27 protein-coding genes are annotated in these 25,295 nt (G+C 56.5%); 11 read left to right on the forward strand and 16 right to left on the reverse strand.

All coding sequences use genetic code 11. The features are described 5' to 3' along the window. Positions 1–60: 60 nt before the first annotated feature. Together ACN0RV_RS04035 and ACN0RV_RS04040 are read right to left on the reverse strand one after the other, a co-directional pair. Positions 61–1,440 (reverse strand): class II fumarate hydratase, encoded by a 1,380-nt coding sequence (locus ACN0RV_RS04035; protein WP_417345797.1) that lies wholly within the window; start codon positions 1,438–1,440, stop codon positions 61–63. Between the two features lie 164 nt (positions 1,441–1,604). Beyond that, a complete protein-coding gene (locus tag ACN0RV_RS04040) occupies positions 1,605–1,757 on the reverse strand; it encodes a hypothetical protein (protein ID WP_417345799.1) in 153 nt (50 codons plus the stop codon). Between the two features lie 191 nt (positions 1,758–1,948). On the opposite strand from ACN0RV_RS04040, the gene ACN0RV_RS04045 reads away from it, so the two are divergent. Together ACN0RV_RS04045 and ACN0RV_RS04050 are read left to right on the forward strand one after the other, a co-directional pair. Further along, on the forward strand, positions 1,949–2,497 hold the full coding sequence (locus tag ACN0RV_RS04045) for an isochorismatase family protein (protein ID WP_417345801.1): 549 nt from the start codon (positions 1,949–1,951) through the stop codon (positions 2,495–2,497). A 63-nt stretch (positions 2,498–2,560) separates the two neighbouring features. Further along, positions 2,561–3,325, forward strand: a complete 765-nt coding sequence (locus ACN0RV_RS04050) for an alpha/beta hydrolase (RefSeq protein WP_417345803.1) — start codon at positions 2,561–2,563, stop codon at positions 3,323–3,325. Between the two features lie 3 nt (positions 3,326–3,328). On the opposite strand, the gene ACN0RV_RS04055 is transcribed toward ACN0RV_RS04050, so the two are convergent. Further along, entirely contained in the window at positions 3,329–4,273 is a 945-nt protein-coding gene (locus ACN0RV_RS04055) for a carbon-nitrogen hydrolase family protein (RefSeq protein WP_417345805.1), read from the reverse strand. Positions 4,274–4,511: 238 nt separating this feature from the next. On the opposite strand from ACN0RV_RS04055, the gene ACN0RV_RS04060 reads away from it, so the two are divergent. Together ACN0RV_RS04060 and ACN0RV_RS04065 are read left to right on the forward strand one after the other, a co-directional pair. Next, entirely contained in the window at positions 4,512–4,880 is a 369-nt protein-coding gene (locus tag ACN0RV_RS04060; RefSeq protein WP_417345807.1) for a DUF2784 domain-containing protein, read from the forward strand. A 297-nt stretch (positions 4,881–5,177) separates the two neighbouring features. Beyond that, positions 5,178–5,828, forward strand: coding sequence for a helix-turn-helix domain-containing protein (locus ACN0RV_RS04065; RefSeq protein ID WP_417345809.1), 651 nt, complete (start codon positions 5,178–5,180; stop codon positions 5,826–5,828). Between the two features lie 46 nt (positions 5,829–5,874). Here ACN0RV_RS04065 and ACN0RV_RS04070 read toward each other — a convergent pair whose 3' ends face one another. The 5 genes from ACN0RV_RS04070 to ACN0RV_RS04090 all read right to left on the reverse strand — a co-directional run bounded on the left by ACN0RV_RS04070 (position 5,875) and on the right by ACN0RV_RS04090 (position 10,054). After that, complete coding sequence (locus tag ACN0RV_RS04070; RefSeq protein ID WP_417345811.1) at positions 5,875–7,719, reverse strand: hypothetical protein; 1,845 nt, start codon at positions 7,717–7,719, stop codon at positions 5,875–5,877. A gap of 19 nt (positions 7,720–7,738) precedes the next feature. Next, positions 7,739–8,233: a hypothetical protein gene (locus ACN0RV_RS04075; RefSeq protein WP_417345813.1), complete on the reverse strand. Its 495-nt coding sequence runs from the start codon at positions 8,231–8,233 to the stop codon at positions 7,739–7,741. A gap of 278 nt (positions 8,234–8,511) precedes the next feature. Beyond that, positions 8,512–9,270, reverse strand: coding sequence for a CsgG/HfaB family protein (locus ACN0RV_RS04080; protein WP_417345815.1), 759 nt, complete (start codon positions 9,268–9,270; stop codon positions 8,512–8,514). Beyond that, the gene (locus ACN0RV_RS04085; RefSeq protein ID WP_417345817.1) at positions 9,270–9,650 is read right to left on the reverse strand and encodes a curli assembly protein CsgF; all 381 of its coding nucleotides are present in this window, start codon (positions 9,648–9,650) and stop codon (positions 9,270–9,272) included. The genes ACN0RV_RS04080 and ACN0RV_RS04085 overlap by 1 nt, the downstream gene beginning before the upstream one ends. Before the next feature lie 20 nt (positions 9,651–9,670). Further along, positions 9,671–10,054: a curli production assembly/transport protein CsgE gene (locus ACN0RV_RS04090; RefSeq protein WP_417345819.1), complete on the reverse strand. Its 384-nt coding sequence runs from the start codon at positions 10,052–10,054 to the stop codon at positions 9,671–9,673. A gap of 174 nt (positions 10,055–10,228) precedes the next feature. Between ACN0RV_RS04090 and ACN0RV_RS04095 the strand changes: the two genes are divergently transcribed. The 6 genes from ACN0RV_RS04095 (at position 10,229) to ACN0RV_RS04120 (ending at position 17,467) form a co-directional block, all read left to right on the forward strand. Next, a complete protein-coding gene (locus tag ACN0RV_RS04095) occupies positions 10,229–13,069 on the forward strand; it encodes an alkaline phosphatase family protein (RefSeq protein ID WP_417345821.1) in 2,841 nt (946 codons plus the stop codon). 481 nt (positions 13,070–13,550) lie between these two features. Next, positions 13,551–14,147 carry a GTP cyclohydrolase II gene (locus ACN0RV_RS04100; RefSeq protein ID WP_417345823.1) on the forward strand — a complete coding sequence of 199 codons (597 nt, stop codon included), beginning with the start codon at positions 13,551–13,553 and terminating at the stop codon, positions 14,145–14,147. Positions 14,148–14,403: 256 nt separating this feature from the next. Then, positions 14,404–14,859 carry a xanthine phosphoribosyltransferase gene (gene gpt, locus ACN0RV_RS04105; RefSeq protein ID WP_286339970.1) on the forward strand — a complete coding sequence of 152 codons (456 nt, stop codon included), beginning with the start codon at positions 14,404–14,406 and terminating at the stop codon, positions 14,857–14,859. 237 nt (positions 14,860–15,096) lie between these two features. After that, a complete protein-coding gene (locus ACN0RV_RS04110; RefSeq protein ID WP_028109453.1) occupies positions 15,097–15,516 on the forward strand; it encodes a rubrerythrin family protein in 420 nt (139 codons plus the stop codon). A 14-nt stretch (positions 15,517–15,530) separates the two neighbouring features. Continuing rightward, a complete protein-coding gene (locus ACN0RV_RS04115) occupies positions 15,531–16,859 on the forward strand; it encodes a heterodisulfide reductase-related iron-sulfur binding cluster (RefSeq protein WP_417345825.1) in 1,329 nt (442 codons plus the stop codon). 8 nt (positions 16,860–16,867) lie between these two features. Further along, on the forward strand, positions 16,868–17,467 hold the full coding sequence (locus ACN0RV_RS04120) for a DUF3501 family protein (RefSeq protein ID WP_417345827.1): 600 nt from the start codon (positions 16,868–16,870) through the stop codon (positions 17,465–17,467). On the opposite strand, the gene ACN0RV_RS04125 is transcribed toward ACN0RV_RS04120, so the two are convergent. The 4 genes from ACN0RV_RS04125 to ACN0RV_RS04140 all read right to left on the reverse strand — a co-directional run bounded on the left by ACN0RV_RS04125 (position 17,455) and on the right by ACN0RV_RS04140 (position 20,057). Next, positions 17,455–18,183, reverse strand: coding sequence for a putative DNA-binding domain-containing protein (locus tag ACN0RV_RS04125; protein ID WP_417345829.1), 729 nt, complete (start codon positions 18,181–18,183; stop codon positions 17,455–17,457). The genes ACN0RV_RS04120 and ACN0RV_RS04125 overlap by 13 nt on opposite strands. Continuing rightward, the gene (locus ACN0RV_RS04130) at positions 18,183–19,007 is read right to left on the reverse strand and encodes a DUF692 domain-containing protein (RefSeq protein WP_417345830.1); all 825 of its coding nucleotides are present in this window, start codon (positions 19,005–19,007) and stop codon (positions 18,183–18,185) included. Before ACN0RV_RS04130 ends, ACN0RV_RS04125 begins: the two co-directional genes overlap by 1 nt. After that, positions 19,004–19,303, reverse strand: coding sequence for a DUF2282 domain-containing protein (locus tag ACN0RV_RS04135; protein WP_028109457.1), 300 nt, complete (start codon positions 19,301–19,303; stop codon positions 19,004–19,006). Before ACN0RV_RS04135 ends, ACN0RV_RS04130 begins: the two co-directional genes overlap by 4 nt. Before the next feature lie 115 nt (positions 19,304–19,418). Further along, positions 19,419–20,057 (reverse strand): TetR/AcrR family transcriptional regulator, encoded by a 639-nt coding sequence (locus ACN0RV_RS04140; protein ID WP_417345832.1) that lies wholly within the window; start codon positions 20,055–20,057, stop codon positions 19,419–19,421. 110 nt (positions 20,058–20,167) lie between these two features. Here ACN0RV_RS04140 and ACN0RV_RS04145 point away from each other — a divergent pair, with 110 nt between their 5' ends. Next, on the forward strand, positions 20,168–21,028 hold the full coding sequence (locus ACN0RV_RS04145; RefSeq protein WP_417345834.1) for a LysR family transcriptional regulator: 861 nt from the start codon (positions 20,168–20,170) through the stop codon (positions 21,026–21,028). Between the two features lie 59 nt (positions 21,029–21,087). Here ACN0RV_RS04145 and ACN0RV_RS04150 read toward each other — a convergent pair whose 3' ends face one another. The 4 genes from ACN0RV_RS04150 to ACN0RV_RS04165 all read right to left on the reverse strand — a co-directional run bounded on the left by ACN0RV_RS04150 (position 21,088) and on the right by ACN0RV_RS04165 (position 25,295). Beyond that, positions 21,088–21,753, reverse strand: coding sequence for a hypothetical protein (locus ACN0RV_RS04150; protein ID WP_417345835.1), 666 nt, complete (start codon positions 21,751–21,753; stop codon positions 21,088–21,090). A 512-nt stretch (positions 21,754–22,265) separates the two neighbouring features. Beyond that, on the reverse strand, positions 22,266–23,381 hold the full coding sequence (locus tag ACN0RV_RS04155) for a hypothetical protein (protein WP_417345837.1): 1,116 nt from the start codon (positions 23,379–23,381) through the stop codon (positions 22,266–22,268). Between the two features lie 144 nt (positions 23,382–23,525). Then, positions 23,526–24,782 carry a hypothetical protein gene (locus tag ACN0RV_RS04160; protein WP_417345839.1) on the reverse strand — a complete coding sequence of 419 codons (1,257 nt, stop codon included), beginning with the start codon at positions 24,780–24,782 and terminating at the stop codon, positions 23,526–23,528. Positions 24,783–24,911: 129 nt separating this feature from the next. Next, positions 24,912–25,295, reverse strand: coding sequence for a cytochrome c3 family protein (locus ACN0RV_RS04165; protein WP_417345841.1), 384 nt, complete (start codon positions 25,293–25,295; stop codon positions 24,912–24,914).

The following is a 25,295-nucleotide window of genomic DNA, read 5'->3' on the forward strand; positions in this document are numbered from 1 at the left end:
GAAAAGAGATACGTGTCCGGCGCTCTCTTGGATGAGTCCCGCCCTCAGGCGGGACCCGGCTTACAGGCCGCCGCGCGTCAGCTTGGTGGGGTCGAGCAGCTGAGTCAGCTCCTCGACGGACAGGTCGGTGTGCTCTGCGGCCACCTCGATGATGGGGCGCCCCTCCTTGTAGGCCAGCTTGGCGATCTCTGCGGCCTTGAGATAACCGATGATGGGGTTTAGGGCGGTCACCAGGATGGGGTTTCTGGCCAGCGCCTCCTTGAGCTTGGCTTCATTGACCTTGAAGCTGGCGATGGCCTTGTCCGCCAGCAACCAGCTGACGCTGGCCAGCAAGCCGATGCTCTCCAGCAGGTTGTGGGCAATCATCGGCAACATCACATTGAGCTCGAAGTTGCCGGACTGACCGCCGACGGTGATGGCGGTGTCGTTGCCCATCACCTGGGCGGCCACCATCGCCGCGGCTTCCGGCACCACGGGGTTGACCTTACCCGGCATGATGGAGGAACCGGGCTGAAGCGCCTCCAGCTCAATCTCTCCCAGACCCGCCAGCGGGCCTGAGTTCATCCAGCGCAGATCGTTGGCCACCTTCATGATGGATACTGCGGTGGCCTTCAGCTGGCCGGAAAGCGCCACCGCCCCGTCCTGTGAACCGATGTGGCTGAAGAAGTTGTCCGCCGGACGAAACGCCATGCCGGTGTCATCATTGAGCGCCTGGCAGAAACGGGCGGCGAATTCGGGGTGGGCGTTGATGCCGGTGCCCACGGCGGTGCCCCCCTGAGCCAGGGCCTGCATGGCAGACAACGCCAGTTCCAGTCGCTCGATGTTCTGCTCCAGCTGACTGGCCCAGCTGAAGAGGCTTTGCCCCAGACTCACCGGCATGGCGTCCATCAGGTGGGTGCGGCCGGTCTTGATAAAGCCCTCGACCTTGACCGCCTTGGTGCGGATCTCTTCGACCAGATGACGCAGCGCCGGCAGCAGGGTGTCACTCACCTCGATGCTGGCGCTGATGTGGATGGTGGAGGGGATGATGTCGTTGCTGCTCTGGCCACAGTTGATGTGATCATTGGGGCTGACCGACTCCCCCAGGATACGACTGGCCAGGGTAGCCAGCACCTCGTTGGCATTCATGTTGGAGCTGGTGCCCGAGCCGGTCTGGAAGATGTCCACCGGGAAGTGACTCATCAACGCCGAGTCGCGCTGCAACTCATTGCTGGCCTGAACGATGGCGTCGGCCACCGGCACCGGAAGCTGCCCCAGCTGGCCATTGGCCCGGGCGGCGGCGGTCTTGGCCTTGAGCAGCGCCCGAATAAAGGACTCGGGCATACTCCTGCCGCTGATGGGGAAGTTGTTCACCGCTCGCTGTGTCTGGGCTCCATAGAGCGCCTCTTTCGGCACCTGGAGTTCTCCCATGCTGTCTTTTTCGATGCGCATAGACGCCATGTGATCTCCTTATGTGGTGTCACACTAGTTCTGATAAACGTAGAAGGTTGGCTGGAAAAAGCGGGTAGTAATGGTCAATTCCCGCTGCAGAGCCTGGACATGCAGCTGTTCCCGTTCGCTGCTGGCCAACCGCTTTAGCTGAAACAGTGGCCGGTAGATCTGATTCAGGCAGGCCTCTCGCCAGTGGCTGGGCAGCAGTCACAGCGCCCGCAAGCCTCTTTCAGATGACGGCAGGGCGCCTGCTCCAGCCAACACTCGATGAGACCATGGTTATCAGGCTCGGTGGCCCGGCGAATCTGTCTGGCTAGTGCATCCATAGACGCAGGCCTCCTCCATTTCGGCAGTTGCAAACCGTTTGATTCATTCAATTAACCAAATGATAACGATTCTCAATCTCATATTGCAACTATTGTTGTGAGTGCGCTCAAGTCACGCATCAACCCGACAGGTCACTCATTTGCAACCATACTTAGGGCAACAAACACCACTTTTGTACAAGGAGGCCAAGATGCTTGAGCAATCGAGATGTGGATTATTGGTGGTGGATATTCAGGGGTCGCTGGCCCGCCAGGTGGTGGACAGCGACAAGGTGATCGCCAACGCCAGATTGATGATTCAGGCGGCGGAGATCCTGGAGATGCCGGTGATCACCCTGGAGCAGTATCCCAAAGGGTTGGGCCCCACGGTGGATGAGTTGCAGCAGCAGCTGTTTGAAGAGCCCAAACGCAAAACCAGCTTCAACGGCATTCAACATGAAATGATCGAGCAAACATTGCTGGATACCGACCGCCGTCAATGGCTGGTGTGCGGCATCGAGTCCCACATCTGTGTCTATCAGACCACCATGGGACTGCTGGATGCAGGGTTCGAAGCGGAAGTGGTCGTCGACGCCATCTCCTCGCGCCACCCTGTGGATACCCAGGTGGCCATCGACAAATGCCGAAGCCTGGGCGCGGGTATCACCACCGTGGAGATGTGCCTCTATGAACTGATGGCCACCTCGCTGAATGAGCACTTCAAGGAGATCCTGCCCCTGATCAAGGCGCATACCGACTGATCCCTCCCTCGGAGTGCCGTCTGTCTGTTAAGGTAGAGGCAGTATGGAAACGGGGGCTGTGCAATGAAGCAAATGTTGCTCTATCTGGGGCTGGGATATCTGCTGCTCTGCCTGGGGCTGTTCCTGCTGCAGCGCAGGATGCAGTACTTCCCGACTCCGCCTCTGCCAATCAAAGGGGCGCATGCGGTCAGCTTTCAGCATCAGGAGATCACCCTTCGTGGCTGGCTGGCCAATCCGGACCGGGAGAATGCCCTGCTCTACTTTGGCGGCAATGGCGAGCAGATTGAGCAGAACCTGACGCAGTTTCGTCTCTGGTTTCCCCACCACAGTGTCTACCTGATTCCCTATCGGGGCTATGGCAACAGCGAGGGAACCCCTACCGAATCGGGGATTGTCAGCGATGCCCTGTACCTGTTTGATCAATTGAACCAAACCCACCCTAAGGTCACCGTTGTCGGCCGAAGCCTGGGCGCCAGCGTCGCCGTGCAGGTGGCGGCAAACCGGCCGGTGGACAGGGTCGTTCTGGTCACCCCCTTTGACAGTGCCCTGGCGGTTGCCCGGGATCTCTACTGGATGTTTCCCCTGTCTCTGCTGATGAAAGACCCCTACCGCTCAGACCTGCTGGCCTCCAGGATTGACGCCCCAAGCTATGTGGTGATCGCCGCCGAGGATGAGGTGATTCCAATGAAACGAACCCAGGCACTGATGGAGGCCCTCACCCCCAGCCTGCAATGGAGCCGGGAGATCGAGGGCGCTGGCCACAATACCCTGTCGATGTTTTCCGAATATGGCCACGCCCTGAAACAGGCGGTTAACGGCGATATTTAGAGGCTATTCATCATCCCGCAGTGACAAGGAGGGCTGGCTTCGCCTGTCGACCTCCAGATGAAACAGGTCGGGACGGTGGTAGTGACCGCTGACATCCAGTGCCTTGCGGGAGTCGGCCGCGGCCTGAATGTCGATGTCGGCGTAGAGAATGCCCTTTTCACGATGCAGTGGCCCGGCATGAGCCCCGCCGAACGGCTTGACGATGACGGCGTCGCCACTGTTGATCCACTCATCATCCTTAAACAGCCGGTCACGCTCGGGAAACTCCTGTGGAACATCTCGGCCCTCAATGGCCGTGGCAGTGCTCATCACCCAGCATCCGCCCTCTCTGGCAATGTGATTCATCGAGGCGTGCCAGGTTTCGCCACAATCCCAGGTAGGGGCCAGGTAGATGTCCATTCCCTGGGCATAGAGGGCGAAGCGCGCCAGGGGCATGTAGCTCTCCCAGCAGATCAGGCAGCCAATCCGCCCCACGGCCGTCTGCACCACCTTAAGACCACTGGCATCGCCGCAGCCCCACACCATCCGCTCTGGGTTGGTGGGCATCAATTTGCGGTGACGATTCACTAGGGTGCCGTCGGCATCAATAATGACGACGGTGTTGAACAGGGTTGAACCACTGAATTCTGCATCCAGTTCATTCATTCCCATCACCACCACCATGTTGTTCTTGGCGGCGGCCTTGCGTATTGGGTCCAGATCACCGGCGCCAATATCAACGGCGTTTTGCCTCAGCTGACTGTGGATACGGTTTCCCAGCGCCATATCTCCACCGGGGCGCAGGCGCCATATCCAGGTCGGATAGCCGGGCAGGTAGGCCTCAGGAAACAGCAGCAGGCGGGTCCCGGATGCTGCCGCTTCCTCAATAGTTTCTACGGCACGCTCGATGGAGGTTTGAAGGTCCAATAACGCTGGAGGCTTTTGTGAAATTCCGACACGAACACTCATGGCCACCTCTGCCAGGAGACAAAGAAGCCTTAACCCTAGTTCAAAGTGATGGGAGTACCAATTAATCCAGATTTCAATGTTTCATATGCAGAGTTTGCGCTGGGTCAGAAAACTGTGAAGAAGAAATAACTCGATTCTATCGAGCCATTGATAGGATCACAGGCAAATCAATGAACGGTGTACAAACTCCGGACAGCAGCAGTAGGATGGTGTGGATGTTAAGCCACGGGAAGTAATGATGATCTATCATCTAGCGGCAAACGCCGTGCTGGTGATTCACATGACGTTTATCCTGTTCGCCCTGTTTGGCGCCCTGTTGGGGCTATGGCAGCGCTGGATACTCTGGCTGCACCTTCCTGCCGCCATCTGGGCCATAGTCGTCGGGTTCATGGGATGGATCTGTCCCCTGACCCCACTGGAGAACTTCCTACGCTCTGCCGCCGGAGACCAAGGCTACAGTGGTGGCTTCATCGAACACTACCTGCTGCCCATTATCTACCCTCAGGGCGTCACTCTGGATCTACAGATGATGTTTGGCTTCATTGCCCTAACCATCAATGTGGTGATCTATTATTTTGTAATACGAAAGCTCTACTTTTCCCGCTAGGAAAATTTGATGAACAAGGTTAAATACCAATCTGAGTTATGGTTCCAATAAGCCACTGAAAGATTGAATTCTCTGCCGAATATAAGCTTCAAACTAAAATTTGTCGTTTCATATTCAGCAAGTCGAACACAATCAATAACTTAACAAAATTATTAACCCATCACCCTTATTTATAAATATTAGCTTTGTTCATTTTGCATTCAATTATTGACTTTCATCAAAGCCCCCTCACCAAGATGTTATAGAGTTGTATCCCCCCCCTGTGGTTTCACGCATATTTAGTGCAAAGGAGTTGCCATGGAAAAGCCCGTGAAATGCATCTGTTTTTATCGCCCGGATAAATTGCATTCGCCCCTGCCTGCTTTGTGTAAGGGGCTTGAATGTCAGGTGGTGGAGCTGACCCGAGAACAGGAGCTCACCGTTTACGGTCAGTGCAGTGATCCCATCCTGTTTTTAGTGGCCGCCCAATTGCTGCCTAAGATCAACGGCAGCCTGCCCGGTTGGTTAGAGGATCTGCTCAGTCATCATCTGGTCGCCATCTATGACGCCAGTGAACTTCACTACAACCCCATCAACCTTATCCATCACGGTTTGCGCGGCGTCCTGTATCACGGAAGCAAACTGGAGCAATCCCTTACCGGCATCCAGACCATGCTTCAGGGTAACCTGTGGTTTAAGCGCATCCACATGGAGCAGGCCCTGAGTGAGCTGATAAAGGAGCACCAGCAGCACCAAAGCCCGTCCGATGGTCGCAGCATGGATAAACTGACCGAGCGGGAAATTGGGATTGTTCGCCTGGTGGCGCTGGGCTCCAGCAACAAAGAGATCGCCCGCCAGCTGTTCATCAGTGAATACACAGTAAAAGCCCATCTGGCCTCCGTCTTTCGTAAGACCGAAACTCACACCCGTGCAGAGCTGGTTGGAAAACTGGCCTCGACTCAACAATAAAAAGCCCCCGCCCGAAAGCGGGGGCAAACCTCAGGGAACAAGCCTATCAGAATTGACTGATGGAGATGACGTTGCCTGTGCCCTGTTGCGCGAAGTTAGCAACATTGTCATTGGAGGTCTGACGGAAGGTGATGACGTTACCTTCACCATGCTGACTGGTGGTCAGTTGGTTACGGCCCCACTTCTGCTCACCAGAGAGGCGGTTACCAGTTCCTTTCTGCTCAACATTGAGGTAGTTACCATAGAACACTGAGTTGGTCTCAATATCGATCCGGTTCCCTTCTCCACGCTGGTCAAACTCAGCCAACAGATTCGCGGATGTAGAAAGAAGATTGATGGTGTTCATGCCGCCCTTCTGGAACAGATCTACATCTGTGCCCCTGCCTTTACCATTCAGATCGAGAGTCGCTTGGTTCTGTTCACCCTTCTGCATTGTGCGAATATCAGCTTGCTCGACATCAGTAACATCGACGTTCAGGCGCTGACCTTCCCCTCTCTGGCGAGTCACCATCTTCAGACTTTCACCTTCACCATGCACCCACAACTTGGCATAGTGGCCGTCACCGCGCTGATCGCTTTTAATCTTGCTGCTCTGAATTCCATCCACATCCAGATCCAGGTTATGACTCTGACCAAACTGCTCAGCCACCAACCTGGAGCGTTCGGCGTTGGTGATGTCCGCGGTCAACCGGTGTTCGTCGCCTTGCTGCGTGGTCGATACGTCAGCTTTCTTGAAGGTTGGACCATGAAGATTGAAGGTTGCCCTGTTTTCATGTCCCTTCTGCAGGCTGTCTATATCGCTCTTTTCTACGCCATTAACGGAGAAGGTCAGCCGGTTTTCATGGCCGCGTTGTTCTGAATTGACACTGGATTTTAAAGCATTAGTCACATCAGCATTGAGCCAGTTCCCATTACCAAATTGCGCGGCGTTCACCTCAGCACGCTTAAAGTCAGGTCCATAGAGGTTCAGTTTGGCACCGTTGTTATGACCATGCTGTTCGGCACTGATGTCACTCTGCTTAACCTTGGTTACATCGGCGACGAGTCTATTATTCTGACCATGTTGCGCCGCTTCGACAGATGAGGATTTTGCCAAAGAAATATTTGCCTTGAGGACGTTGTCCTGACCATGCTGGTTCAAGCCCACTTTGGCATCCATCGCATGGCCGTTTCCGGTCAAATTCAAGACACTGGCGTTTCGCTGACCATGCTGATCCATTTGGACATCACTGCTTTCAACATCCACCAGGTGGGCAGACATGCGGTTATCACGACCTTTCTGCTTAGCCTCTACCAAAGTATTGTTGGTTTGTTCACCCAGGTAAGTAAAGCTATCACCTGAACCATATTGCTTAACCTTGTACTCATTAAAATTGGAGGCAAAAGTCGTCATGCTAACCCTATGGCCGGTCGCATCAGGGCCAATGCCTGAGGTCTGCTTGGCGCGCACGGTCTCGGAGTTCCCATCCATCTCCAACTTGATCAGGTGACCTGCCCCCTCAACACTTCTTTGCCTCAGAACCATATCAAAATCACTGCCAGTGACCGCTTCGTTACCGAGGTTAAAGCGAATGCGGTTATCAAATCCCTTTTGATCCATTTTAATTTGGTGTCCATCCGCTTTCTCTACGAAATCGGCCTGAACAATGGAGTTATTCACCCCATTTTGAGAATACTGCAGGTCGTTATTTATGCTCTGCACGTCTGCAGCCTTAATGACGTTGTAATCACCTTTCTGCGAGAAGTTCGCGCTATTGTCGCCCCAACTCCGATATTCGGCGCTGTTCTGAATACCGTGCTGGTCAACTGTCACTTCATCAGTGGCATTGGCGCAAAAACCTACACCCAACAGGGCCAAGGTAATGATTGATAGGTTGAATCCACGTTTCATCATCTACTCCTTCACCACTTCAGTAGTGGTTGATTGTTACCGTGCGAAAACTGCCGGTTTGATTAATTTGCCGTGAGAGTGGGTCACCGCCTCGGGAGAAGTCATTGACCACCGCCCGGTTGTAATGCCCCACCTGATGTATGCCGATGGCACTGTTGTCCGTCGCCTGATGGGTGATCGCCAGATTTCCCAGCCCTTCCTGGGCAATGCTGGCCTGGTTGTGGTTGCCCTCCTGGGCCATCAGGGCGACGTTGCTGCTGCCCTGTTGGCTGACGGTGGCTTTCTGCATCCACCCTTGTTGGGTGAGCACCACCAGGTTGGCTAGACCGCCGCCCTGAAACAGCTGTGCTTCGTTGGCGATCCCCTGTTGGCGGACAACGGCGACATTTCCTATGGTCTGATCCATCAGCTGGGCCACGGTGGGCTGCTCGATCAATCTCTGCAGTGGCAGAGACAACTCCAGCGCCTGGGCCGGTAGCCATACCATCAGAATCAATATGAGTAAGTGCTTCATGCCGTTCCCCTGTTATCACAGGCAAGTTCATCTTATGGGGGAAGGCCGGGAGGAAGGAATCACCCATACAGGCATAATTCAAAAATGCTTTTCACCTGATTTTTAAAGGTTTTTTGTCAGTCCGGGCAGGCTAGAACGTTAAGGCTAATCGACGCGATAGGACTAGTCCCACCATGGAAACAAAGGGATTAAAAACAAATCCCATCCCCTTGAGACAACGAGTTTCTGGCAATAAAAAAAACGGCCACCGAAGTGGCCGTCGTGCGGTATCGGGGACACTATCCCGCACTCCAATAACCTTTTGCTATGCCCTTCTCCACAATGGCGATCACCGCCGCCTCCATCGCTTGGCGCACACACAGCTGCACCGGCTCGTTGGTGCTGTATCCACCTTCCGCTTCCGCCAGTCGGTTCAGGCTGACATAACGGAAGAATCCCGCCCGCAGCTCCTGGGAGAAGATCTGCTTAGTAGAGGAGACCGAGATCAGCACCTTCCCCGTCATCACATCCACGGCACGAAGATAGAGGGTGACCTGATCCTTGCGATACATCTCTGAGGCGCCAATGCCGTAATATTCCATGCCGATGCCGCCGGTTTCGATGTCGGTGTCATAGGCGGTGATGCCCCCTTCAAACAACAGCCTGGCGTCGGCCAGAGTGCCCATGGCATCGGCCTGATCACCCAGACGCTGACGAATGATCTTGCGCTCGGTCAACAAGTTCTGCAGCCCCTCCCGCTCCACGGGGTCAAACCAGGTACTTTCGAGCAGAGTCTGAACCAACATGGAGGTGGCACCCTGGGTGACCGCCGTGGAGAAGGAGCTGACATTGGCCTGAGGCTTATACTGGCCGGTCTGGTCCCGAAACGCGTACACTGCCACTGGAATGGGATACTGAGGCGCCGGGTCCTGCTGCATTTGAAGCATCGCTTCGCTCACCGGGTCGATGCGGGCAGGTTCAACGAAAAGCTCAGGCTTACCCATGGCCGCGCAGCCGCTGAGCATCAGCAAACCGGCCAGAATCAGGATACGTTTCATCAGTAGCTCAACTTAGGCAGAACGATCTCGGTGATCTCGCCGGTAGCCAGGTCGGTAATCAACACATGGATGTTGTTGGGGTCATCATCCCGCACATCGATGACATACTCACCGGTATTGTAGGTCCCGGCGGTAAAGTCACCTCGAGTGATGTCACTGGTGAGGCTGTAGAGCAGATTGCGTTCCAGAGCATCCTGAAACTGCTCAACGAAGCTGGCCTCCTCGTAGGGCTTGGTGTGGTCGTTCTGCGACTGAGCTTTACCGAGCAGAAACGAGCCATTGAGGGGGTTTCCGCCGAAGCTGGGGTTAACCGGCTGATAAGTTAACTGGGTCGCCGCCGTCGGCAAGCTGATCGCCAGCAGCAAGATTGCTTTTCTCATGGTGCCTCCCATGACAAGCCCTACCAGGGCTCATCCTTCTGTCCCAGAATGATGTTGGCCTTGACCCGCGCCACGTGATCTATGGTGGTGCGCATGGCGTCATCGGCCCGCTCCTTGATGTTGTTGTAGCGGCGACCGAAATAGGTGATGTAGACCTGTTCCTGGTTGACGGTGATCCACAACTTGGTGCCCGCCTGGGGATAGACCGTTTCATGTACGGTGACGGTAAACCCCTGGGTGCCAGGCAGATCGCGCCAATATCCGGCGTAGTAATAGAGAAAGTCCCGGCCAAAGCGGGTGACGGTGCGATCAATCAGCAGTCCGTCCAGCTCTATCTCGGCAGCCATCGCCGAAACAGGTACAAGCCACAACAACAGGCCGAGAATCAGAGTTCTTCTTCGCATCACTTCCTCCAACTCAGCCCAATCTGCACCGAGGATAACGCCGGCCCACATGACGGCGGCATCCCCCGTTTGGGCGTAATCCAGCCCTGTCGTGGCAAAAGGACTAGTCCATGACACACCCTGCTTCTTTGGGTACTCTGTGGAGTTATCTCTCGAAAAAATCAGGATGTTTTCATGAAGTCGGCGCTCATAGCGTCCCTGATGCTCAGCGCATCTGTGGCCGCCAACCCAGTCAGTCAGATCCCCGGCCTCGGCGGTGCCTACCACGCTTCCCAGGTGCTGAAAGAGGAGATCCTGAGCGCCGGCACCCTGGCGGTGACCGCCTCCCGGGATGCCGCCCTGTTTACCATAGGCGGCACCACGTTGGATGCCTACATCCTGACTCTGCCGCTGGACGGTGCCACCAAGACCCGGGTGATCAAGCGCCTGGCCAACCCCATGTACGCCATCCAACTGGGACACTTCCTCTACATGTTCAAGGAGCGTTATGGCGGCTATGACGGCGAAGACCAGTTCAAGCAACATCTGCTGAAGCACTACTCCACGGCTCAGCTGAGCCAGTACCAGCACTCTCTGTTTACCCTGGAAACCCCGGGGGCTGATAATGACAAGACCGAAGCCAAGCCGCTGATTGACGACCAGTTCATCGCCACCTTGGTGTCCATGTACGACGCCCTGTTCAACAACGACGAGTGGGTATTGGGGCGTCACCTTCCGGACCACTACCGCTACCTGGGTGAATCCGACGCCGACCAGGCGCTTATCGCCCGTATTCAGCCTCTGGTGATTGGCCTGCTGGAACGGGTCGAGGCGGGCATGGAGCCCGGAGAGTTCAAAAACGCCGTCAGGGAGGTCATCGCCGACAATGCGCCGGAGCAGGCGGGTAAGCTGAACAACAAGGCGGAGGCGATCACCATCACCCTGATCGACTTCGTTCGCTACAACGTGCTGAAGAGCTACCGCCAGTTTGTCTGGGAGGAGAGCCGGGCTGAGGCTCAGGCCAACTGGATGACTAAGCAGCTTGACCAGAACCCCAAGGCGTTGGTGGACTACCTGACCAGCCGAGACCAACGCCGGTTTGCGGTACAGGTGACCGTGGACGGCCTGCAGCAGGGACTGATGGCCGCCCTGGTCGCCCCCGAGCACTCCCCCTTCCTGAGTCAGGCCCTGGCCCAACACCACAACCGGGAAAACCTGAAGCCAAAAGGCGAGAGAGCCGCCAGGCCGGAGCATCAGCAGCAGCTCACCTACCTGACCCAGCTGGTTGAGGCGCCACAACAGGATGAGCACTACCTGCCCTTTTTCAGGACCCTCTATGCCCAGCCTCAGGGGATCGTTCAGCACGGAGTGTCCACCACACCCACCATCAGCGTACGCAACCTGCCCATCATCAAAACCGGCGCCGATGTCGCCGGCAACGGTGGCACCGGCATCCCCAATTTCCACTTCGTCGACCGACTCCAGGACCGGGCCTACTACTTCTACGGCAACGACGCCCTGCAGTTGGAGCGGCTGTTTGAGCAGCACGGCGCCAAAACCATGTTTGACCGGCTGGATCACCTGAAAACCATGAGTTGCAACGCTCAGTATGACTGGAACAGTCAGGTGGGCTATGACGCCCTGGTCAATCTGGGCCTGGGTGAAGTGGTGCGGGACTTTGGTGAGCGCCGCTGTGCCAGAGAACTGGCCCGTCGCGCCAAGGTGCACCCGCAGCTGCAATCGGCCCGAACCGAACTGCTGAGCCTGATTGCCGACTACCAGGCCACCAGCTGGCTGCTGCCCCTGAGCAAAGCCTCTCAGAAACGTCACCTGGAACAGAAAATTGAGCAACTGGCGCAACTGTCCGAACAGGGGATGCCGGATTACCTGCTGATCTACAACCCCTGGCCGGATCATTTTGCCCACTTCAAGGGACCCTTCAGTGACGAGATCATCGCCCCCACCGGAGAGCTGAACCGCCTGGATTACTGGCTAGGCGAGTACGACGGTTACTACCGTCAGGCCGGCATCAGCCAGCGTACTCTGTGGGGGATGGCAGGGGACCACGGCCTGACCCCAATCTACTGGGCGGTCAATCCCCAGGAGCAGGCGCTTGAACCGCTGCAACAAAAGCTGGGTTATCCACTGAAGATCAGGAAGATCTCCTCAGATGAGGGGGAAGGTCCGAAGATCACCAACGCCCACCACTTTCCCAGCAGTCAGGATCTGGACCTGGTTATCGCCTCCACCGCTGGCGGCAACTTTATGCTGGACCTGTTTAACTCTCACAGCGGCTGGCAGACCCAGCCCCTGTATCGGGAGCTGACCCAGTGGCAACCCAGTCAGGCGCCCGAGGGCAGCAGAGTGGATCTCATTGCTGAACTGACCACCCGGCTCGCCTCCAGTCTGGACTATCTGGCGGTGAGGGAGACCCCCTGCACCACCGAGATGTGCACCCTGAGGCTGGTGGCCCAGCGGGATGGGCAGCGTCGGGATGAACTGATTCAACGTCATGGGGACAGGTTGCACTATCGCAGTGCCGACGCCAGAACCGCACCGGTGCTGCTTCAGTTGAATGAATCCAACCCCTGGGAAGCGCCCCTGGATCCGGCGCACCAGCAGGAGAAAGCCCGATTGTTGACCGCCTGTCTGGATGCCCCGCTCACTGAACCTGAACAATGGTGCACCAGCACTCAGTGGCAGCAGTTGACCCGGCTGACCCCAAGGCCGGACTCGGTGAACCAACTGGCTCACCTCTACGATGAGGACAGAGCCGGTACCATCAACCTGTTCCCCGCCGAAGGGGTGGGCTACAACACCCTGGTGCCCGGACGTCATGCCGGTGAACACTACCTGGAGAAGGATGCCTTCCTGGGGTTCTGGGGAGCCCCCATCGAAGCTGAAGCCCGGGTACCGACTGCCATCAATGGCTCACTGGCCCCCACCCTGTATGAGTACCTGACCGGAGAGCCGGTCATCCCGGGTGTGGACGGCTGGGGCTTCCCCTCTCTGTGGCCCCAGTTAAAGGGGCGCTGAACTCAAACCGGCGTCTGAACTCTGAGGTGACCTTACTTTCCCTCTCTAGAGGCAGGCGCCGCTCATTGCCCTGATGGGGAGTAGCGGCATTGATGGGGCGGCTCTCGCCAACAGCATGGGCAGAGGCTCACCGGCCAGGTCGACACCGAGCCGTGCTCCCCGACATCCCCCTGACAAACCGAAATTTACCCCTGCGATGCGTCCCTTCATCCCTGACTTTCATAAAACACCAGCAAAATTAACATCTCAACAACACCCAGGGACCAGTCATTCCACTCTGCAAACCGCCAATATGCAGGCAGATCATCTAGGTTTGCGTTCCAACTCGCGTACCAGCTCCCAATTCTTGAGCTGCGGACCCGGATATTATTGTCTTTTGCCAGACCCGTTGGTACTCTGTCGGCCCCTCTCGGCAGGGCCTGACGGGGGTTCACGGCGGCATTTGGCCGTGATTTCGGATTTGAGAGTTGGAGAGTCACAGATGATTAAGGTTAGGCAAACGGTTCCACTGAAAGTGGGCAGGTCACAGGTGGAAGCGGAGCTCAGCTCATTTCACGGCCTGGAATCAGGCAAGGAGCATGTCGCCATGCGCTTCGCCGGAACCGGTCCCGCCAGCGGCGCCCCCCTGGTACGGATGCACTCCGAGTGCCTGACCGGAGACGTTTTCCACTCCTCCCGCTGCGACTGTGGCGAACAGCTCAATGAAGCCATTGAGCGCCTGCACGTGTCCGGCGGTGTGTTGCTGTACCTGCGCCAGGAAGGCCGCGGCATCGGCTTGTACAACAAGCTGGATGCTTATGCCCTGCAGGACACCGGTCTGAACACCTACGAAGCCAACGTTAAACTGGGTTTCGGTGAAGACCAGCGTGACTTTGCCGAGGCTGCAGGCATGCTCAAGGCGATGGGCATCGACCGCATCCGCCTGATCACCAACAACCCCCGCAAAGTTAAGCAGCTGACCGACTATGGCATCGAAGTGGAATCCATGGTCAACACCTCGGTGCACATGAAGCCAGGTAACGAGTCCTACCTGAAGGCGAAGAAGTGCCACGGTAACCACCACCTGGCCATCGACTGAGTTTCTTGCAGGCTGGCGCCGGCCTCAAATGAGCTCCGGCGCCCAATGAAACCATCGGCAATACTGCGCCGAAGCGTATTCCTGCCCGTCATTTGACTCCTTCCTCACCTCCGCCATTGTTCTGCGTCATCTTTTTCCCAAATGGGGCAAAATTTCCCTGTTCCCGTCACAAGGTTTTGGATAGAATCGCCGCCCAATAAATTTTCATAAGTGTTTTCAGCGACGCTCTTCGCTGTCTTATCGAGGTTATTGGATCATGAGTAACAAGTTCATCATTACCTGGGACAACATGCAGATGTACTCCCGCCAGCTGGCCGAGCGCCTGCTACCCGCTGACCAGTGGAAGGGGATCATCGCCGTCAGCCGAGGTGGACTTGTACCCTCCGCCATTCTTGCCCGTGAACTGGGCATCCGCCACGTCGATACCGTGTGCATCTCCAGCTATGACCACAACCACCAAAGGGATCTGACCATCCTGAAAAAGGCCCCGGGTGATGGCGAAGGCTTCATCGTCATTGATGATCTGGTGGACACCGGTGGCACCGCCGAAGTGATTCGCGAACTCTACCCCAAAGCCAAGTTTGTCACCGTATGCGCCAAGCCCGCAGGTAAGCACCTGGTCGACGACTATGTGGTGGACATTCCTCAGGACACCTGGATTGAACAGCCTTGGGATATGGCGGTCACCTTCGTAGAGCCTCTGTCCAAGTAACAAGGCCAGCGATGCTAAGGCGGGGGGACAAACTCCCGCCTTAACCCTCTCTTCTTATTTGTCTTTTTCTTCCTGCCAACGCCCACAACAGTCAGATCATCCAGTTCTACGATATATCCAATCTATTTATTCCATCATTATTCGTTGGTGTAACGATTTTCCCTTAACTACCTTTTCTTGATATGGCCGCGCCCTTTGCGCGTCCGGCGTCCCTATCTCAACCATGAGGATCAGCAGATGTCACTGAAAGGATCAAAAACCGAACAGAACCTGAAAGACGCCTTCGCCGGCGAGTCCCAAGCCAACCGTCGCTACCTCTACTTCGCCGCCAAGGCCGACGTGGAAGGCTACAACGACGTGGCAGCGGTGTTCCGTTCCACCGCCGAAGGGGAAACCGGCCACGCCCATGGACACCTGGAGTATCTTGAGGAGGTGGGCGACCCCGCCACCGGGCTGCCCATCGGCGGGACATCAGACAACCTCAAGGCCGCCATCGCCGGTGAAACCCATGAGTACACCGACATGTATCCGGGCATGGCGAAGACCGCCCGGGATGAGGGATTTGATGAGGTCGCCGACTGGTTCGAGACCCTGGCAAAGGCGGAACGCAGCCACGCCAACCGATTCCAGAAAGCCCTGGATAACCTGGACGACTGACAGGGAGCGGCACCATGGCCCATCGGGAAGGAAGTCTGGAAGCTCCCACGCGCCACCCTCTGGAGTGGCGCAAGCCGGAGTTTTACGACAGAGACGCCCTCAACCAGGAATTGGAGAGGGTGTTCGACGTCTGTCACGGCTGCAGGCGCTGTGTCAGCCTGTGCCACTCCTTCCCTACCCTGTTTGATCTGGTGGATGAGTCGGACACCATGGAGGTGGATGGTGTCGACAAGGCCGATTACGCCCAGGTGGTGGATCACTGCTACCTGTGCGATCTCTGCTACCTGACCAAGTGCCCCTATGTGCCCCCCCATGAGTGGAACATCGATTTCCCCCACCTGATGCTCAGAGCCAAGGCGGTCAAGTTTCACGAAAGCGGCGCCCGCTTCAGGGACAAACTGCTCACCAGTACCACCACCGTCGGCCGGCTCGCGTCTTTGCCCGGGGTGGATTCCATAGTTAATGCCCTCAACAACACCGCAAGCTTTCGCAACCAGTTGGAATCCGCTCTGGGAGTTCACCATCAGGCCCCGTTGCCCAAATACCACAGCAAAACCATTCGCCACAGAACCCGTCCGCTGCAGGAGGTACTGGAGCCTGTGCCAGCCGGAGAAACCACCGGCAAGGTGGCCCTGTTCTCCACCTGTTACGGCAACTTCAACGCCCCTCATCTGGGTGAGGATCTCTACAAGGTGTTTCAGCACAATGGCATCCACATCGAACTGGTGCCGGGCAACCTCTGCTGTGGCATGCCCAAGCTGGAACTGGGGGATCTGGAGTCGGTTCAGGCCCTGATGGAGAAGAGCCTGCCCGTGCTGACTGAGATGGTGGACGAGGGGTTCGACATCATCGCACCTGTCCCCTCCTGCGTGCTGATGTTCAAACAGGAACTTCCGTTGATGTTCCCGGAAAATCACTCCCTGGCACGGGTACAACGCGCCTTTTTCGACCCATTTGAGTATCTGGCCATGCGCCACAAGGCTGGGCTGCTCGACACCGATTTCCCCAGACCCCTGGGCAAGGTTGCCTATCAGGTGGCCTGCCACCAGCGGGTGCAGCGCATCGGCATGAAAACCAGGGAGGTGCTCAGCCTGATCCCGGGCAGTGAGGTAACCGCCATCGAGCGATGCTCAGGTCACGACGGCACCTACGCGGTCAAGGAAGAAACCCATGCCAACGCGGTGAAAATAGCCCGGCCAGTGGTACGAAAGCTGGACCAGTTGCAGGGGGACCACCTGGTGAGCGACTGCCCCATGGCCGCCACCCATCTGGCCAGCCTGGCCGAGGGTGAGGCGCAGCCCACCCACCCCATCACCCTGCTGCGGCAGGCCTACGGACTATAGGAGTGCCCATGAGCAAGCTGACCCGACACCAGCTTTGGTCCCTGGAGGAGTACGCCGAGCAGCGCCCGGCCTTTCGCCACCAGGTGATGGAACACAAGAGATTCAGGCAACTGATGCTCGGAGAGCACCTGAGGCTGACCTTCGAAGATGAGATGACCATTCGCTACCAGGTTCAGGAGATGCTGCGCATCGAACGCATCTTTGAGGGGCCAGCCATTCAGGAGGAGCTGGACGCCTATAACCCCCTGATTCCCGATGGCACCAACCTCAAGGCCACCATGATGCTGGAGTACCCCAATGCCAGCGAACGGCGGGAGCGTCTGGCACAGCTGGCCGGCATTGAGCACAAGATCTGGCTGCAGGTGGGGGACGACTGGTGCTGCTATGCCATTGCCGATGAAGACCTGGATCGCAGCGACGAACACAAAACCTCCAGTGTCCACTTCCTGCGCTTTGAGCTGACACCGGAAGCCATTTTGGACCTGAAGCAGGGCGCCGCCCTGGTCATTGGGGTCGATCACCCCCAGATGGATACCGGCCCCATTCCTGTGCCGGACGCAGTGCGGGATGCCCTGGCCGAGGATCTCTCCATTACCTACGCCAGCTGATCCCGGCTGACCAGCCACTGCCTCACCATCAGCGTTGCCAGGTGGTGAGGCTCGAGCGCCAGGGCCCGGTGGGGATGACGCACTGAGGTCAGAGCCAGCCTGAGTGACGGGGTCACCTCCTCCCAGGACAGATCCCTCTCAGTTGGCCAGATGGCCCACAGGCTCTGGGGCTGCTGAGTCAGTTCCAGCTCCCTCTCCTCACCTCCACTGAGTGCCATCAGGGTCTGCCAGATCGCCTCAATGGGATAGGCACTGGCCACCAGAGTCAACCCGGGGTTCAACTGCCAGGGCACCGGACCACCATGCTCCAGCCAAAGGGCGCACTCCTCGGCGGTCACCGGCTTCTGACGATGGGCATAGTAAGCCTTGTGCACTCCCCACTCCCAGCGCATCAGGGCGTTCAGGAAGGGAAAATCCCGCCACAGGCCACTGGCCCTGGACTGAGCCTGCAACCAGGAAAGCAGCGTCGCTCCCGCCCAGTCCAGGGAGTCCTCGGGCTGCCACTGGGCGGCAAACTCGCGGACCACGGCCAGAAACAGCGACTCGCCCAACAGCTGCTCTGTGGCCGGGTAGCTTTTACGAATGGCTGAGATGGCTGCACCGACACGGTTCTGGCGGTACACCGCCAGGGCATCCTCCAGAGGTGACAAGGTCACCTTAAAACCGCCGCTGCCATGGTGCTGGTAGAAGTTGAGCGGATCCCTTACCCCTTTCATCAGGCTACCCTCCCTTGCATCATGGTGGCCGCCCGCGCCGCCTCCTCCAGCAGAACCGGCAACTCAGGAATGGCGTTGTCCCACTCAATCACCATGGGCCTGGGTCCCATGCGCACCAACACCTGTTCCAGCAGTTGCCACACTTCGGACGACACCCGGCTACCATGGGTATCCACCAACAGGCGATTTCTCTGCTCAAAGCCGGCGAGGTGGCAGTAGTGCACCGCCTCCAGCGGGAAGCTCTCCAGCAAAGTGAGCGGGTCCTGATCCAGATTCCGGGCAGTCACATAGAGGTTATTGACGTCCAGCAGCACACCGGCACCGGTGCGGCGATGCATCTCGCTGAGCATCTCACCCTCATCCAGGCTGTCGTCCCTGTAGGCGAGATAGCGGGAGATGTTCTCCACCGCCATCGGCAGGCCGGTAACCTGCTGAACCCGCTCTACCTGCTGGCACAGCCGATCGAGGGTATCAATGGAGTAGCTGACCGGAAGCAGGTCATGAACATGACCATCGGGCAAACGGCACACCGCCAGGTGGTCGGAGACACCAATGGCGCCCAACTCATCCGCCATGATCTTCAGCCTCTGCAGATAGCCCTCATCCGGTCCGGATGAGGCCAGAGAAAGGCCGACGCAGTGCAGAATCACCGGATAACGCTCGGCAACCTGGCGTAGCAGGTGGTAGTGGGGGCCACGCAGGGCCATGAAGTTGTCCGCCAGGATCTCAACGAAAGGCAGCGGCTCGCGCCGCTGCAGCAGTTGTGCCATATGCCCTTCGCGCAAGCTGATGCCCGCGTCAGTGGGGGCCAGGCCAGGGATCATGACTTCTTCATTCCCTTGGCAGGCTTCACCTTAGCGACCTTGCCGCCCAGCTTCTTACAGGTTCCCTGGGGCACGTAGACCCACTCATTGGGGCTGTTGTCTGACTTTGCCTGGCCTGCACAACCATGACTGCCGTCGAGGGCACCGCAGTCATTCATCCCTTTCTTGGCTACCCCGGCACACTTTTCCCAGGCTTCGGGCTGATCAGGAACGGCGTTGGCCTGGCCAGACGCCAACAGGAATCCAGCAGACACCATGCCGGCCAGGGTTGCTTTCAGAGTGTTGTGCTTTTCCATTGCCTATCTCCAGTTGCTCACGAAGTGTTCAACTAGAAGATAGGTGTTTGAGCGGATCTATTTCCCCGCACTTCATATCATTAAAGTGCAGGGATATACCAAAAAAGAATATGGTTCAGGCGGCTTCGCGCATCTGATTCAGCCACTGGCCCAGCTCATCCCGGCTTGGAATGCGCTTGTCGGAGTGGCCCATCAGTTGGGTCAGGGCATAGCAGTACTGATGGTACACACCCAGGTCACAACATTCGGTATCGCCATCGTCGATGTTGATCAGGCTGCCACGCACAAAGCTGCGCACCAGGGTGCCACGGTCATAGCCCTCCACTGGACCGATGGCGTCCATCACCCTCTGGTTCCAGTCGTTGTAATCGGCAAAGGCCTTGTTAAAGGCGGCGCTGTAGAACTCTCCAGCCTGCTCCAGGATCTCGGTATTAGGCATTATCCGGGAGATCACGAAGCGGTCATTGCACAGCACTTCGCGCATGCGCCAGCAGTGATGGTAGAGAAAGAGCTGAAGAGGATTCGGGTGCACCTTCTGATCCTCCTGGGCCTGGGCCAGAAAGTCACGGAACTCTGCGGTGGCCACGGCCACCACCAGGTCCGCCTCAGAGGGGAAGTGGTTGTACACCGTACCCTTGGAGATCTGGCTGGCCTTGACCAGATGAGAACGGCAAAGACCGAAGGTCTTATGCCCCTTAAGACAGCGTTGTGCCACGGTTACCAGGTAGTTTGCCCTTTGTTCCCAGCTGCTCATCACAGACTCCAAAATCTCTGTTGTGTTAATTCACACTCTCAAGGTATCAACCTTTGGGGCAACCGAATATTGAGTAATACTTGGGGCACCATTAGCGGAGTGAATACCCCATGCTCAAAGTCGAACTTTTGGAAAGTTTCATCGCCGTAGCCGAGTGCGGCAACATGTCCAAGGCGGCCGAAAAGGTGTGCCGGACCCAGTCGGCGCTGAGCTTGCAGATTAAGAAGCTCGAAGAGAGTGTTGGCCAGGTTCTGCTGGACAGAGATAACCGTGGCGTCACCCTCACCGAAGCCGGTGAAAAGCTGCTGAACTACGCCTATAAGATGGTGCAGCTCAATATGCAGGCGCTGGACGATCTCAAGGAGGAGACCAAGCAGATCATCCGCCTCGGTGTGCCCACAGATTACGTGAAGTGGTATCTGGAGTCCGGCCTGATTGAGTTCATTCGCGAGTTCACCAACCTGCAGCTGGTGATCGACACCGATGTATCCGGAAACCTGTTCAAGCGCCTAGGTAATGGCGAGTTCGATGCCATCATCGCCACCCACTGGCACCCCCAGGCTCACGGCGAGCTGCTGTTTGAGCGCCGTTTCGTCTGGGCTGCCTCCAAGACCGGCAACTCCCACCAGCGCAGCACCATTCCCATGGCCCTGTATCCGGAGAACTGCCCTATTCGCGCTCAGGTGTTTGCCAACCACAACATCTCCATGCGCCCCATCAATGTGCTGCTCTCCACCCCTTCACCCCAGGCGCTGTGCATGGCGGTTGAGGACGATCTCTGCATTGCCCCCATTGCCGAGTTCCGGGTGAGCGACAAGATGCAGGTGCTGGACGCCGAGGAACATAAGCTGCCCAAGCTGCCGATGTTCAACGAGTCCTTCTACGTGAATCCTTCGGCAGAATCCAAGGCACTGGAGCAGCTGCGTGGTCTGCTGAAGGCCAACCTCAGCAAGATGGTGATTCAGCACTAAATTCAATATCAAGAAAGGGCCGGTGGAGACACCGGCCTTTTTTGTTGGATTGCATTTACTCAGCGAGCCGTTGCCAGGAGACTCTCATAGGCCTTTGGGACAGAGAATTTCGACACAAACCACTGCTCCTGCTCCACCAATGAGGGGCGCACCTCCTCATCCAATCCCAACATGTCACTCAGGCCGCTAATCAAGGTTCGGTAGTACGCCTGATACCTGAAGGCCTCATTTTCCCCTCCAAGGCAGTGGCCATTCACCATCGCTTTATAGAGTCGGTACACTCCTGCAGACTTGGGGGACACCACTTGTTTAAGGAGGTTAAGCAGGTAATCGTCATAGGTGGATTGCACCCTCAGGTAACGCCTCGAACACTCTAGGCCAACCGAGAAGACTAACTTCTCACTGGGTACCAGTTTCACCAATGGGAAGCGCTCCATCACGTTGGTTTCATATACTAACCAGCAGGCGTGAAACAGCAAAACTTTCGCCGGTTGCCGGTGTAACCCAAAGGCATATTCCAGATGTTTAAAGTAGGAGTACAACTCCGCTTCAGCAATAGCCAGCCTTAGTTCACTGTCGGAACTGAACAACCTCTGGACCTGAAGTTCACTGAAGCTTTCCTCGCCCTCCAGCGCCTGGCGATTCAGGGTGTACTCCGCCTGACCCCGAATCAGTTCACGCGCCAGATTGCACAGCGCCCGCCTTTCTCTTACTCCGGAAAACATAGCCCCCCTCAGGCAAAAACAGCCAAAGACAATCCGCAAAAAGCGGAATATTTACGCTAACAACCATAGCGAAGGAATCATTTCCAAAAAAAAGCCGGAACCACGTTTTAGCTGATTGAGCACCTGTAAAAGACATAGAAAAAAGCCCCCACAACTGTGGGGGCCGCCTAAGAAAAATGACACGATGCCTCATAGTCAATTAGCAGGGAGACGATGATGAAACCTTGGCCTCGTGTCCGTTTCCGAGACGCGCAGGAGCACCCCGAAAACCCTTAAAAACTTTATTCAAACGACAATCATGGCCAGCTTACCTAAGGAATCGGTTCCAAAAAAAAGTGGGGGCCACGTTTTGGCTCATTGAGCACCAACAAACAACAAAAAAGCCCCCACAATTGTGGGGGCCACCTAAGCAAGAAGACACGATGCCTTACAGTCAGTAAGCAAAGAGACGATGATGAAACCATGGCCTCGTGTCTGTTTCCGGGGCGGTTCAAAGCCGCCCCGGAAAACTCTTAGAAATAGTATCCAAAGTTGATGTTGATGCGGTTATCCCAGCCGCTGTCGGTCTGAGCCAGACCCACGTGATCGTTTACGCCGGCGGCGTACATGTTTTCGCCGGCAATAAAGTCGATGTAGGTGTAGGTGGCACCGGCGGAGATCGCCATACCGGTGACGTTCATCAGGCTGTCATCGTAGCTGGCGTCATCGGTGTCCGGCGTCAGCATGCCGAAGTCGTTGTAGACGGTGATGCTGCCCCAGGAGGTGGGGAAGCTCTTAGCCAGGTTTACGGAGTAGATCTGAGCCTTGGAAGCCACTTCGTACTGCCAGGCATAGGCGGAAACCGCAATCTTGTTGGCGTCTACCGGGCTGTCGGCGTCGTACTCATACTGCATCGCCTGCAGTTGCAGCTTCCAGTCACCGAACTTGGCGTCCATGTGCACGGCTACCGCGTAACGATCGCCATTGTTGCCGGTCTTGCTGTTGTAGATCTGCCCCCACTCCAGAGAGCCACCCAGGGTTGCGCTGCCACCGTCATAGTCCATGACGTACACCTGACGCAGGTTTACCTGGTTAGTCTCTTCGTTGTTGTACTCGGTGCCGTTTACCGTGCCCTTGTAAAGATCGGTGGAGTAACGCTCGTTGCGGGAGGCGCTGTACTCGGCGTTTTTGAACAGACCGATATCAGTCTTCCACTGGCCGCCGCTGTAGTGGAAAGTGGCGCCCATGTCGTAGTCATCTTCAAAGCCCAGGTAGTAAGGCAGGCCGAACCAGAAGCTGTTGGAGATGTAACCCGGGTTACCGAAAGGCACGTTGGTCAGACCGAAGCGGCCCTGCCACTGGTCATTGAAGTCGTAGTAGGCGTAGGCATAACGCAGGCTTTCCCAGCCGTCGAAGAAACGGTACTCGGACGCCAGGCCGATGCCTTTGATCTCACCTTTGAACTTCAGAGCCAGCATGTCGAACTTGAAGTCGCCCATCTTGTCTTCAGAGGCGTCGCTGTAGCTCTTGTACTGGTAGTTGGCGCGAACGGTGCCGCCCACATCAATACCATCTTCCGCCATTGCCGCAGCGGAGCTGCCCGCCATCATGGCCGCAACGGCCATAGTCAACGCAGTATTATATGTCATCGTTTCCTGTCCTATTTAATATCAGCAGGACACAGTTACCCCTACCCTCTGCGGGGCATGTAAGTCATCTGGTCCGGAGTTTGGCCACCAAAGCGGCCGAGATATGGGCCGGTCTGGCGACGGCCCTTTTTTATCAGCTGGTTATCAGTACTTGGTCTTGGTCAGATCGCAGCGGAACTTCTCACCACGCATGGCTGGCGTGTTGGGACGTTCGGAGGACTCACACAGACGGGTCGTACCATAGTCATTACGCTTGTCGTGGGCGTTGGAGCGAGCCCAGACGGTAACGATCGCCTTCTCTTCAGGCTTGGCGTGACAGTTGGCACCGTTGTAGTTAAAGGCATGGATGGTGTTCTGGTGGAAATAAGCCAGGTCATCATGCTTGGGCGAGGTGTTGGCCCAGAACCAGGGTTCATTAGGCATGCCGGCATCAAACTCCACCTCACGGATGGTCTCGTTCTCGCTGATGGTTTTCACCAGGGGGCTGTCCTCACGCACGGCGAAGTTCTGGAACTCGTCGGCACAGGCTGGCTCACGCATGGTGTAGTAGATCTCGGAGATCGCGTGGTTATGGTAGGGGTAGAAGGAGTCGATACGCTGGGTCACCATGCCCACTTCGGCGCCGACTTTTTCATTGTTGATCTCATCGATGCGCAGCAGGCCCCAGTGACCGAACACTTCGGCGTAGGCGTAGTTGCCACGGGTCTTGGTGAAGTTACGCTTGTTGCGCTCGCTGTCTTCAGCGTACATGGGGAACCAGCCCACGGAAGCCCACAGATTTGGCAGGGCGTTGGCGCTGATGTCGAACGGGAAGGCATCAGGCAGTTTGATGTCGTCACCGGTCACCATCTTGGAGAAGTTCTTGGTGAACTCGCGACCGTACTCCTTCACCTCTTTGTTGGTGACCTTCTTGTCAAAAAACTCCTGGAAGGTGGTGCGCTTCAGCCACTTGGCCACGGGAGAGTTTTTCTCCAGCTCACCACCCGGGCTGTAGATCCAGTTAACGTCCTCACGGGCGCCGAAACAGGCTTTGGCCTTTTCCGGATTGTTGATCACCGCGTAGATGTGCTTAACCATCAGTTTCATGTCACGACGGTCCATGATGCACATGTACTGTGGACCTTCCAGATCATGGGTATTGGTCTGGAACATGCTGCGGTCAGAGTTGCGGCAGTTTCCGTCACTGGTGCTCAGTGCAACGGCGTAACCTTCAAGATATTTGAGGGTTTCGTCCCACAACATGTCGACGTATTTCTGATCTTTCTTGGAATAAGTGGCGGTTTCGCCGATACATTTGAACTCAGCGTTCAAAATTTCGTCTTTATCCAAGAAATCGGGAATGTTTGCGGCCATGGCAGAGTTGGCAACCAACAACCCGGCAATCAAAGCAGAGTTCTTCATCATTTATGTCCAGAGATGAGTTTATTGTTTTAAAATTAAGCGGGCAGATCCAAGGCGAAATGAATATTTCATCAAATCTGGTTCTGCCCGCTTATTAGGCTTTATTATTTTTTTAATTAAACAGTTATATTACTGCTTGTGCTTGGTGAACTTGAAGGTGTGGCAGTCGTTACACAGAGGCTGCTTGGCTTCGTGCTCACCGTGACACACGGTGCAAGGCACCTCTTTGCCGTAGTGCAGGTTGTTGTGTGGGTTCTGCCACAGCTCCTCACCCTTACGAGCGGTCTTCTTCGCCAGCTTGTCCACCTTGTGGCACTTCAGGCAGGCGTCATCTGCAGGACGAACGGAGGGAGCGTCAGTGCCGTGACAGACCTTACAGTTGTCCTTTTTGTAGAACTTCTGGTGGTAGCTACGACCGTCCATCATACCTTGGTCGGTCAGAGAGGCATCAGCCTTGATCTCAGCAGCAACGTGAGTGCTTGCCAGCAGAGCAGCAACAGCGGCCAGGGTCAT

It is taken from the genome of Ferrimonas sp. (genome assembly GCF_048263965.1).
GTDB lineage: Bacteria > Pseudomonadota > Gammaproteobacteria > Enterobacterales > Shewanellaceae > Ferrimonas.

Excerpts from the sequence above, each read along its gene's own strand:
- ACN0RV_RS04145 (WP_417345834.1), top strand. The coding sequence starts at position 20,168 with ATGCTCAAAGTCGAACTTTTGGAAAGTTTCATCGCCGTAGCCGAGTGC.
- ACN0RV_RS04165 (WP_417345841.1), bottom strand. The coding sequence starts at position 25,295 with ATGACCCTGGCCGCTGTTGCTGCTCTGCTGGCAAGCACTCACGTTGCT.
- ACN0RV_RS04140 (WP_417345832.1), bottom strand. The coding sequence starts at position 20,057 with ATGAGCAGCTGGGAACAAAGGGCAAACTACCTGGTAACCGTGGCACAA.
- ACN0RV_RS04055 (WP_417345805.1), bottom strand. The coding sequence starts at position 4,273 with ATGAGTGTTCGTGTCGGAATTTCACAAAAGCCTCCAGCGTTATTGGAC.
- gpt (WP_286339970.1), top strand. The coding sequence starts at position 14,404 with ATGAGTAACAAGTTCATCATTACCTGGGACAACATGCAGATGTACTCC.
- ACN0RV_RS04130 (WP_417345830.1), bottom strand. The coding sequence starts at position 19,007 with ATGATCCCTGGCCTGGCCCCCACTGACGCGGGCATCAGCTTGCGCGAA.
- ACN0RV_RS04100 (WP_417345823.1), top strand. The coding sequence starts at position 13,551 with ATGATTAAGGTTAGGCAAACGGTTCCACTGAAAGTGGGCAGGTCACAG.
- ACN0RV_RS04040 (WP_417345799.1), bottom strand. The coding sequence starts at position 1,757 with ATGGATGCACTAGCCAGACAGATTCGCCGGGCCACCGAGCCTGATAAC.
- ACN0RV_RS04155 (WP_417345837.1), bottom strand. The coding sequence starts at position 23,381 with ATGACATATAATACTGCGTTGACTATGGCCGTTGCGGCCATGATGGCG.
- ACN0RV_RS04110 (WP_028109453.1), top strand. The coding sequence starts at position 15,097 with ATGTCACTGAAAGGATCAAAAACCGAACAGAACCTGAAAGACGCCTTC.
- ACN0RV_RS04095 (WP_417345821.1), top strand. The coding sequence starts at position 10,229 with ATGAAGTCGGCGCTCATAGCGTCCCTGATGCTCAGCGCATCTGTGGCC.
- ACN0RV_RS04125 (WP_417345829.1), bottom strand. The coding sequence starts at position 18,183 with ATGAAAGGGGTAAGGGATCCGCTCAACTTCTACCAGCACCATGGCAGC.
- ACN0RV_RS04075 (WP_417345813.1), bottom strand. The coding sequence starts at position 8,233 with ATGAAGCACTTACTCATATTGATTCTGATGGTATGGCTACCGGCCCAG.
- ACN0RV_RS04080 (WP_417345815.1), bottom strand. The coding sequence starts at position 9,270 with ATGAAACGTATCCTGATTCTGGCCGGTTTGCTGATGCTCAGCGGCTGC.
- ACN0RV_RS04065 (WP_417345809.1), top strand. The coding sequence starts at position 5,178 with ATGGAAAAGCCCGTGAAATGCATCTGTTTTTATCGCCCGGATAAATTG.
- ACN0RV_RS04060 (WP_417345807.1), top strand. The coding sequence starts at position 4,512 with ATGATCTATCATCTAGCGGCAAACGCCGTGCTGGTGATTCACATGACG.
- ACN0RV_RS04050 (WP_417345803.1), top strand. The coding sequence starts at position 2,561 with ATGAAGCAAATGTTGCTCTATCTGGGGCTGGGATATCTGCTGCTCTGC.
- ACN0RV_RS04045 (WP_417345801.1), top strand. The coding sequence starts at position 1,949 with ATGCTTGAGCAATCGAGATGTGGATTATTGGTGGTGGATATTCAGGGG.
- ACN0RV_RS04160 (WP_417345839.1), bottom strand. The coding sequence starts at position 24,782 with ATGAAGAACTCTGCTTTGATTGCCGGGTTGTTGGTTGCCAACTCTGCC.
- ACN0RV_RS04085 (WP_417345817.1), bottom strand. The coding sequence starts at position 9,650 with ATGAGAAAAGCAATCTTGCTGCTGGCGATCAGCTTGCCGACGGCGGCG.
- ACN0RV_RS04035 (WP_417345797.1), bottom strand. The coding sequence starts at position 1,440 with ATGGCGTCTATGCGCATCGAAAAAGACAGCATGGGAGAACTCCAGGTG.
- ACN0RV_RS04150 (WP_417345835.1), bottom strand. The coding sequence starts at position 21,753 with ATGTTTTCCGGAGTAAGAGAAAGGCGGGCGCTGTGCAATCTGGCGCGT.
- ACN0RV_RS04090 (WP_417345819.1), bottom strand. The coding sequence starts at position 10,054 with ATGCGAAGAAGAACTCTGATTCTCGGCCTGTTGTTGTGGCTTGTACCT.
- ACN0RV_RS04120 (WP_417345827.1), top strand. The coding sequence starts at position 16,868 with ATGAGCAAGCTGACCCGACACCAGCTTTGGTCCCTGGAGGAGTACGCC.
- ACN0RV_RS04135 (WP_028109457.1), bottom strand. The coding sequence starts at position 19,303 with ATGGAAAAGCACAACACTCTGAAAGCAACCCTGGCCGGCATGGTGTCT.
- ACN0RV_RS04115 (WP_417345825.1), top strand. The coding sequence starts at position 15,531 with ATGGCCCATCGGGAAGGAAGTCTGGAAGCTCCCACGCGCCACCCTCTG.
- ACN0RV_RS04070 (WP_417345811.1), bottom strand. The coding sequence starts at position 7,719 with ATGAAACGTGGATTCAACCTATCAATCATTACCTTGGCCCTGTTGGGT.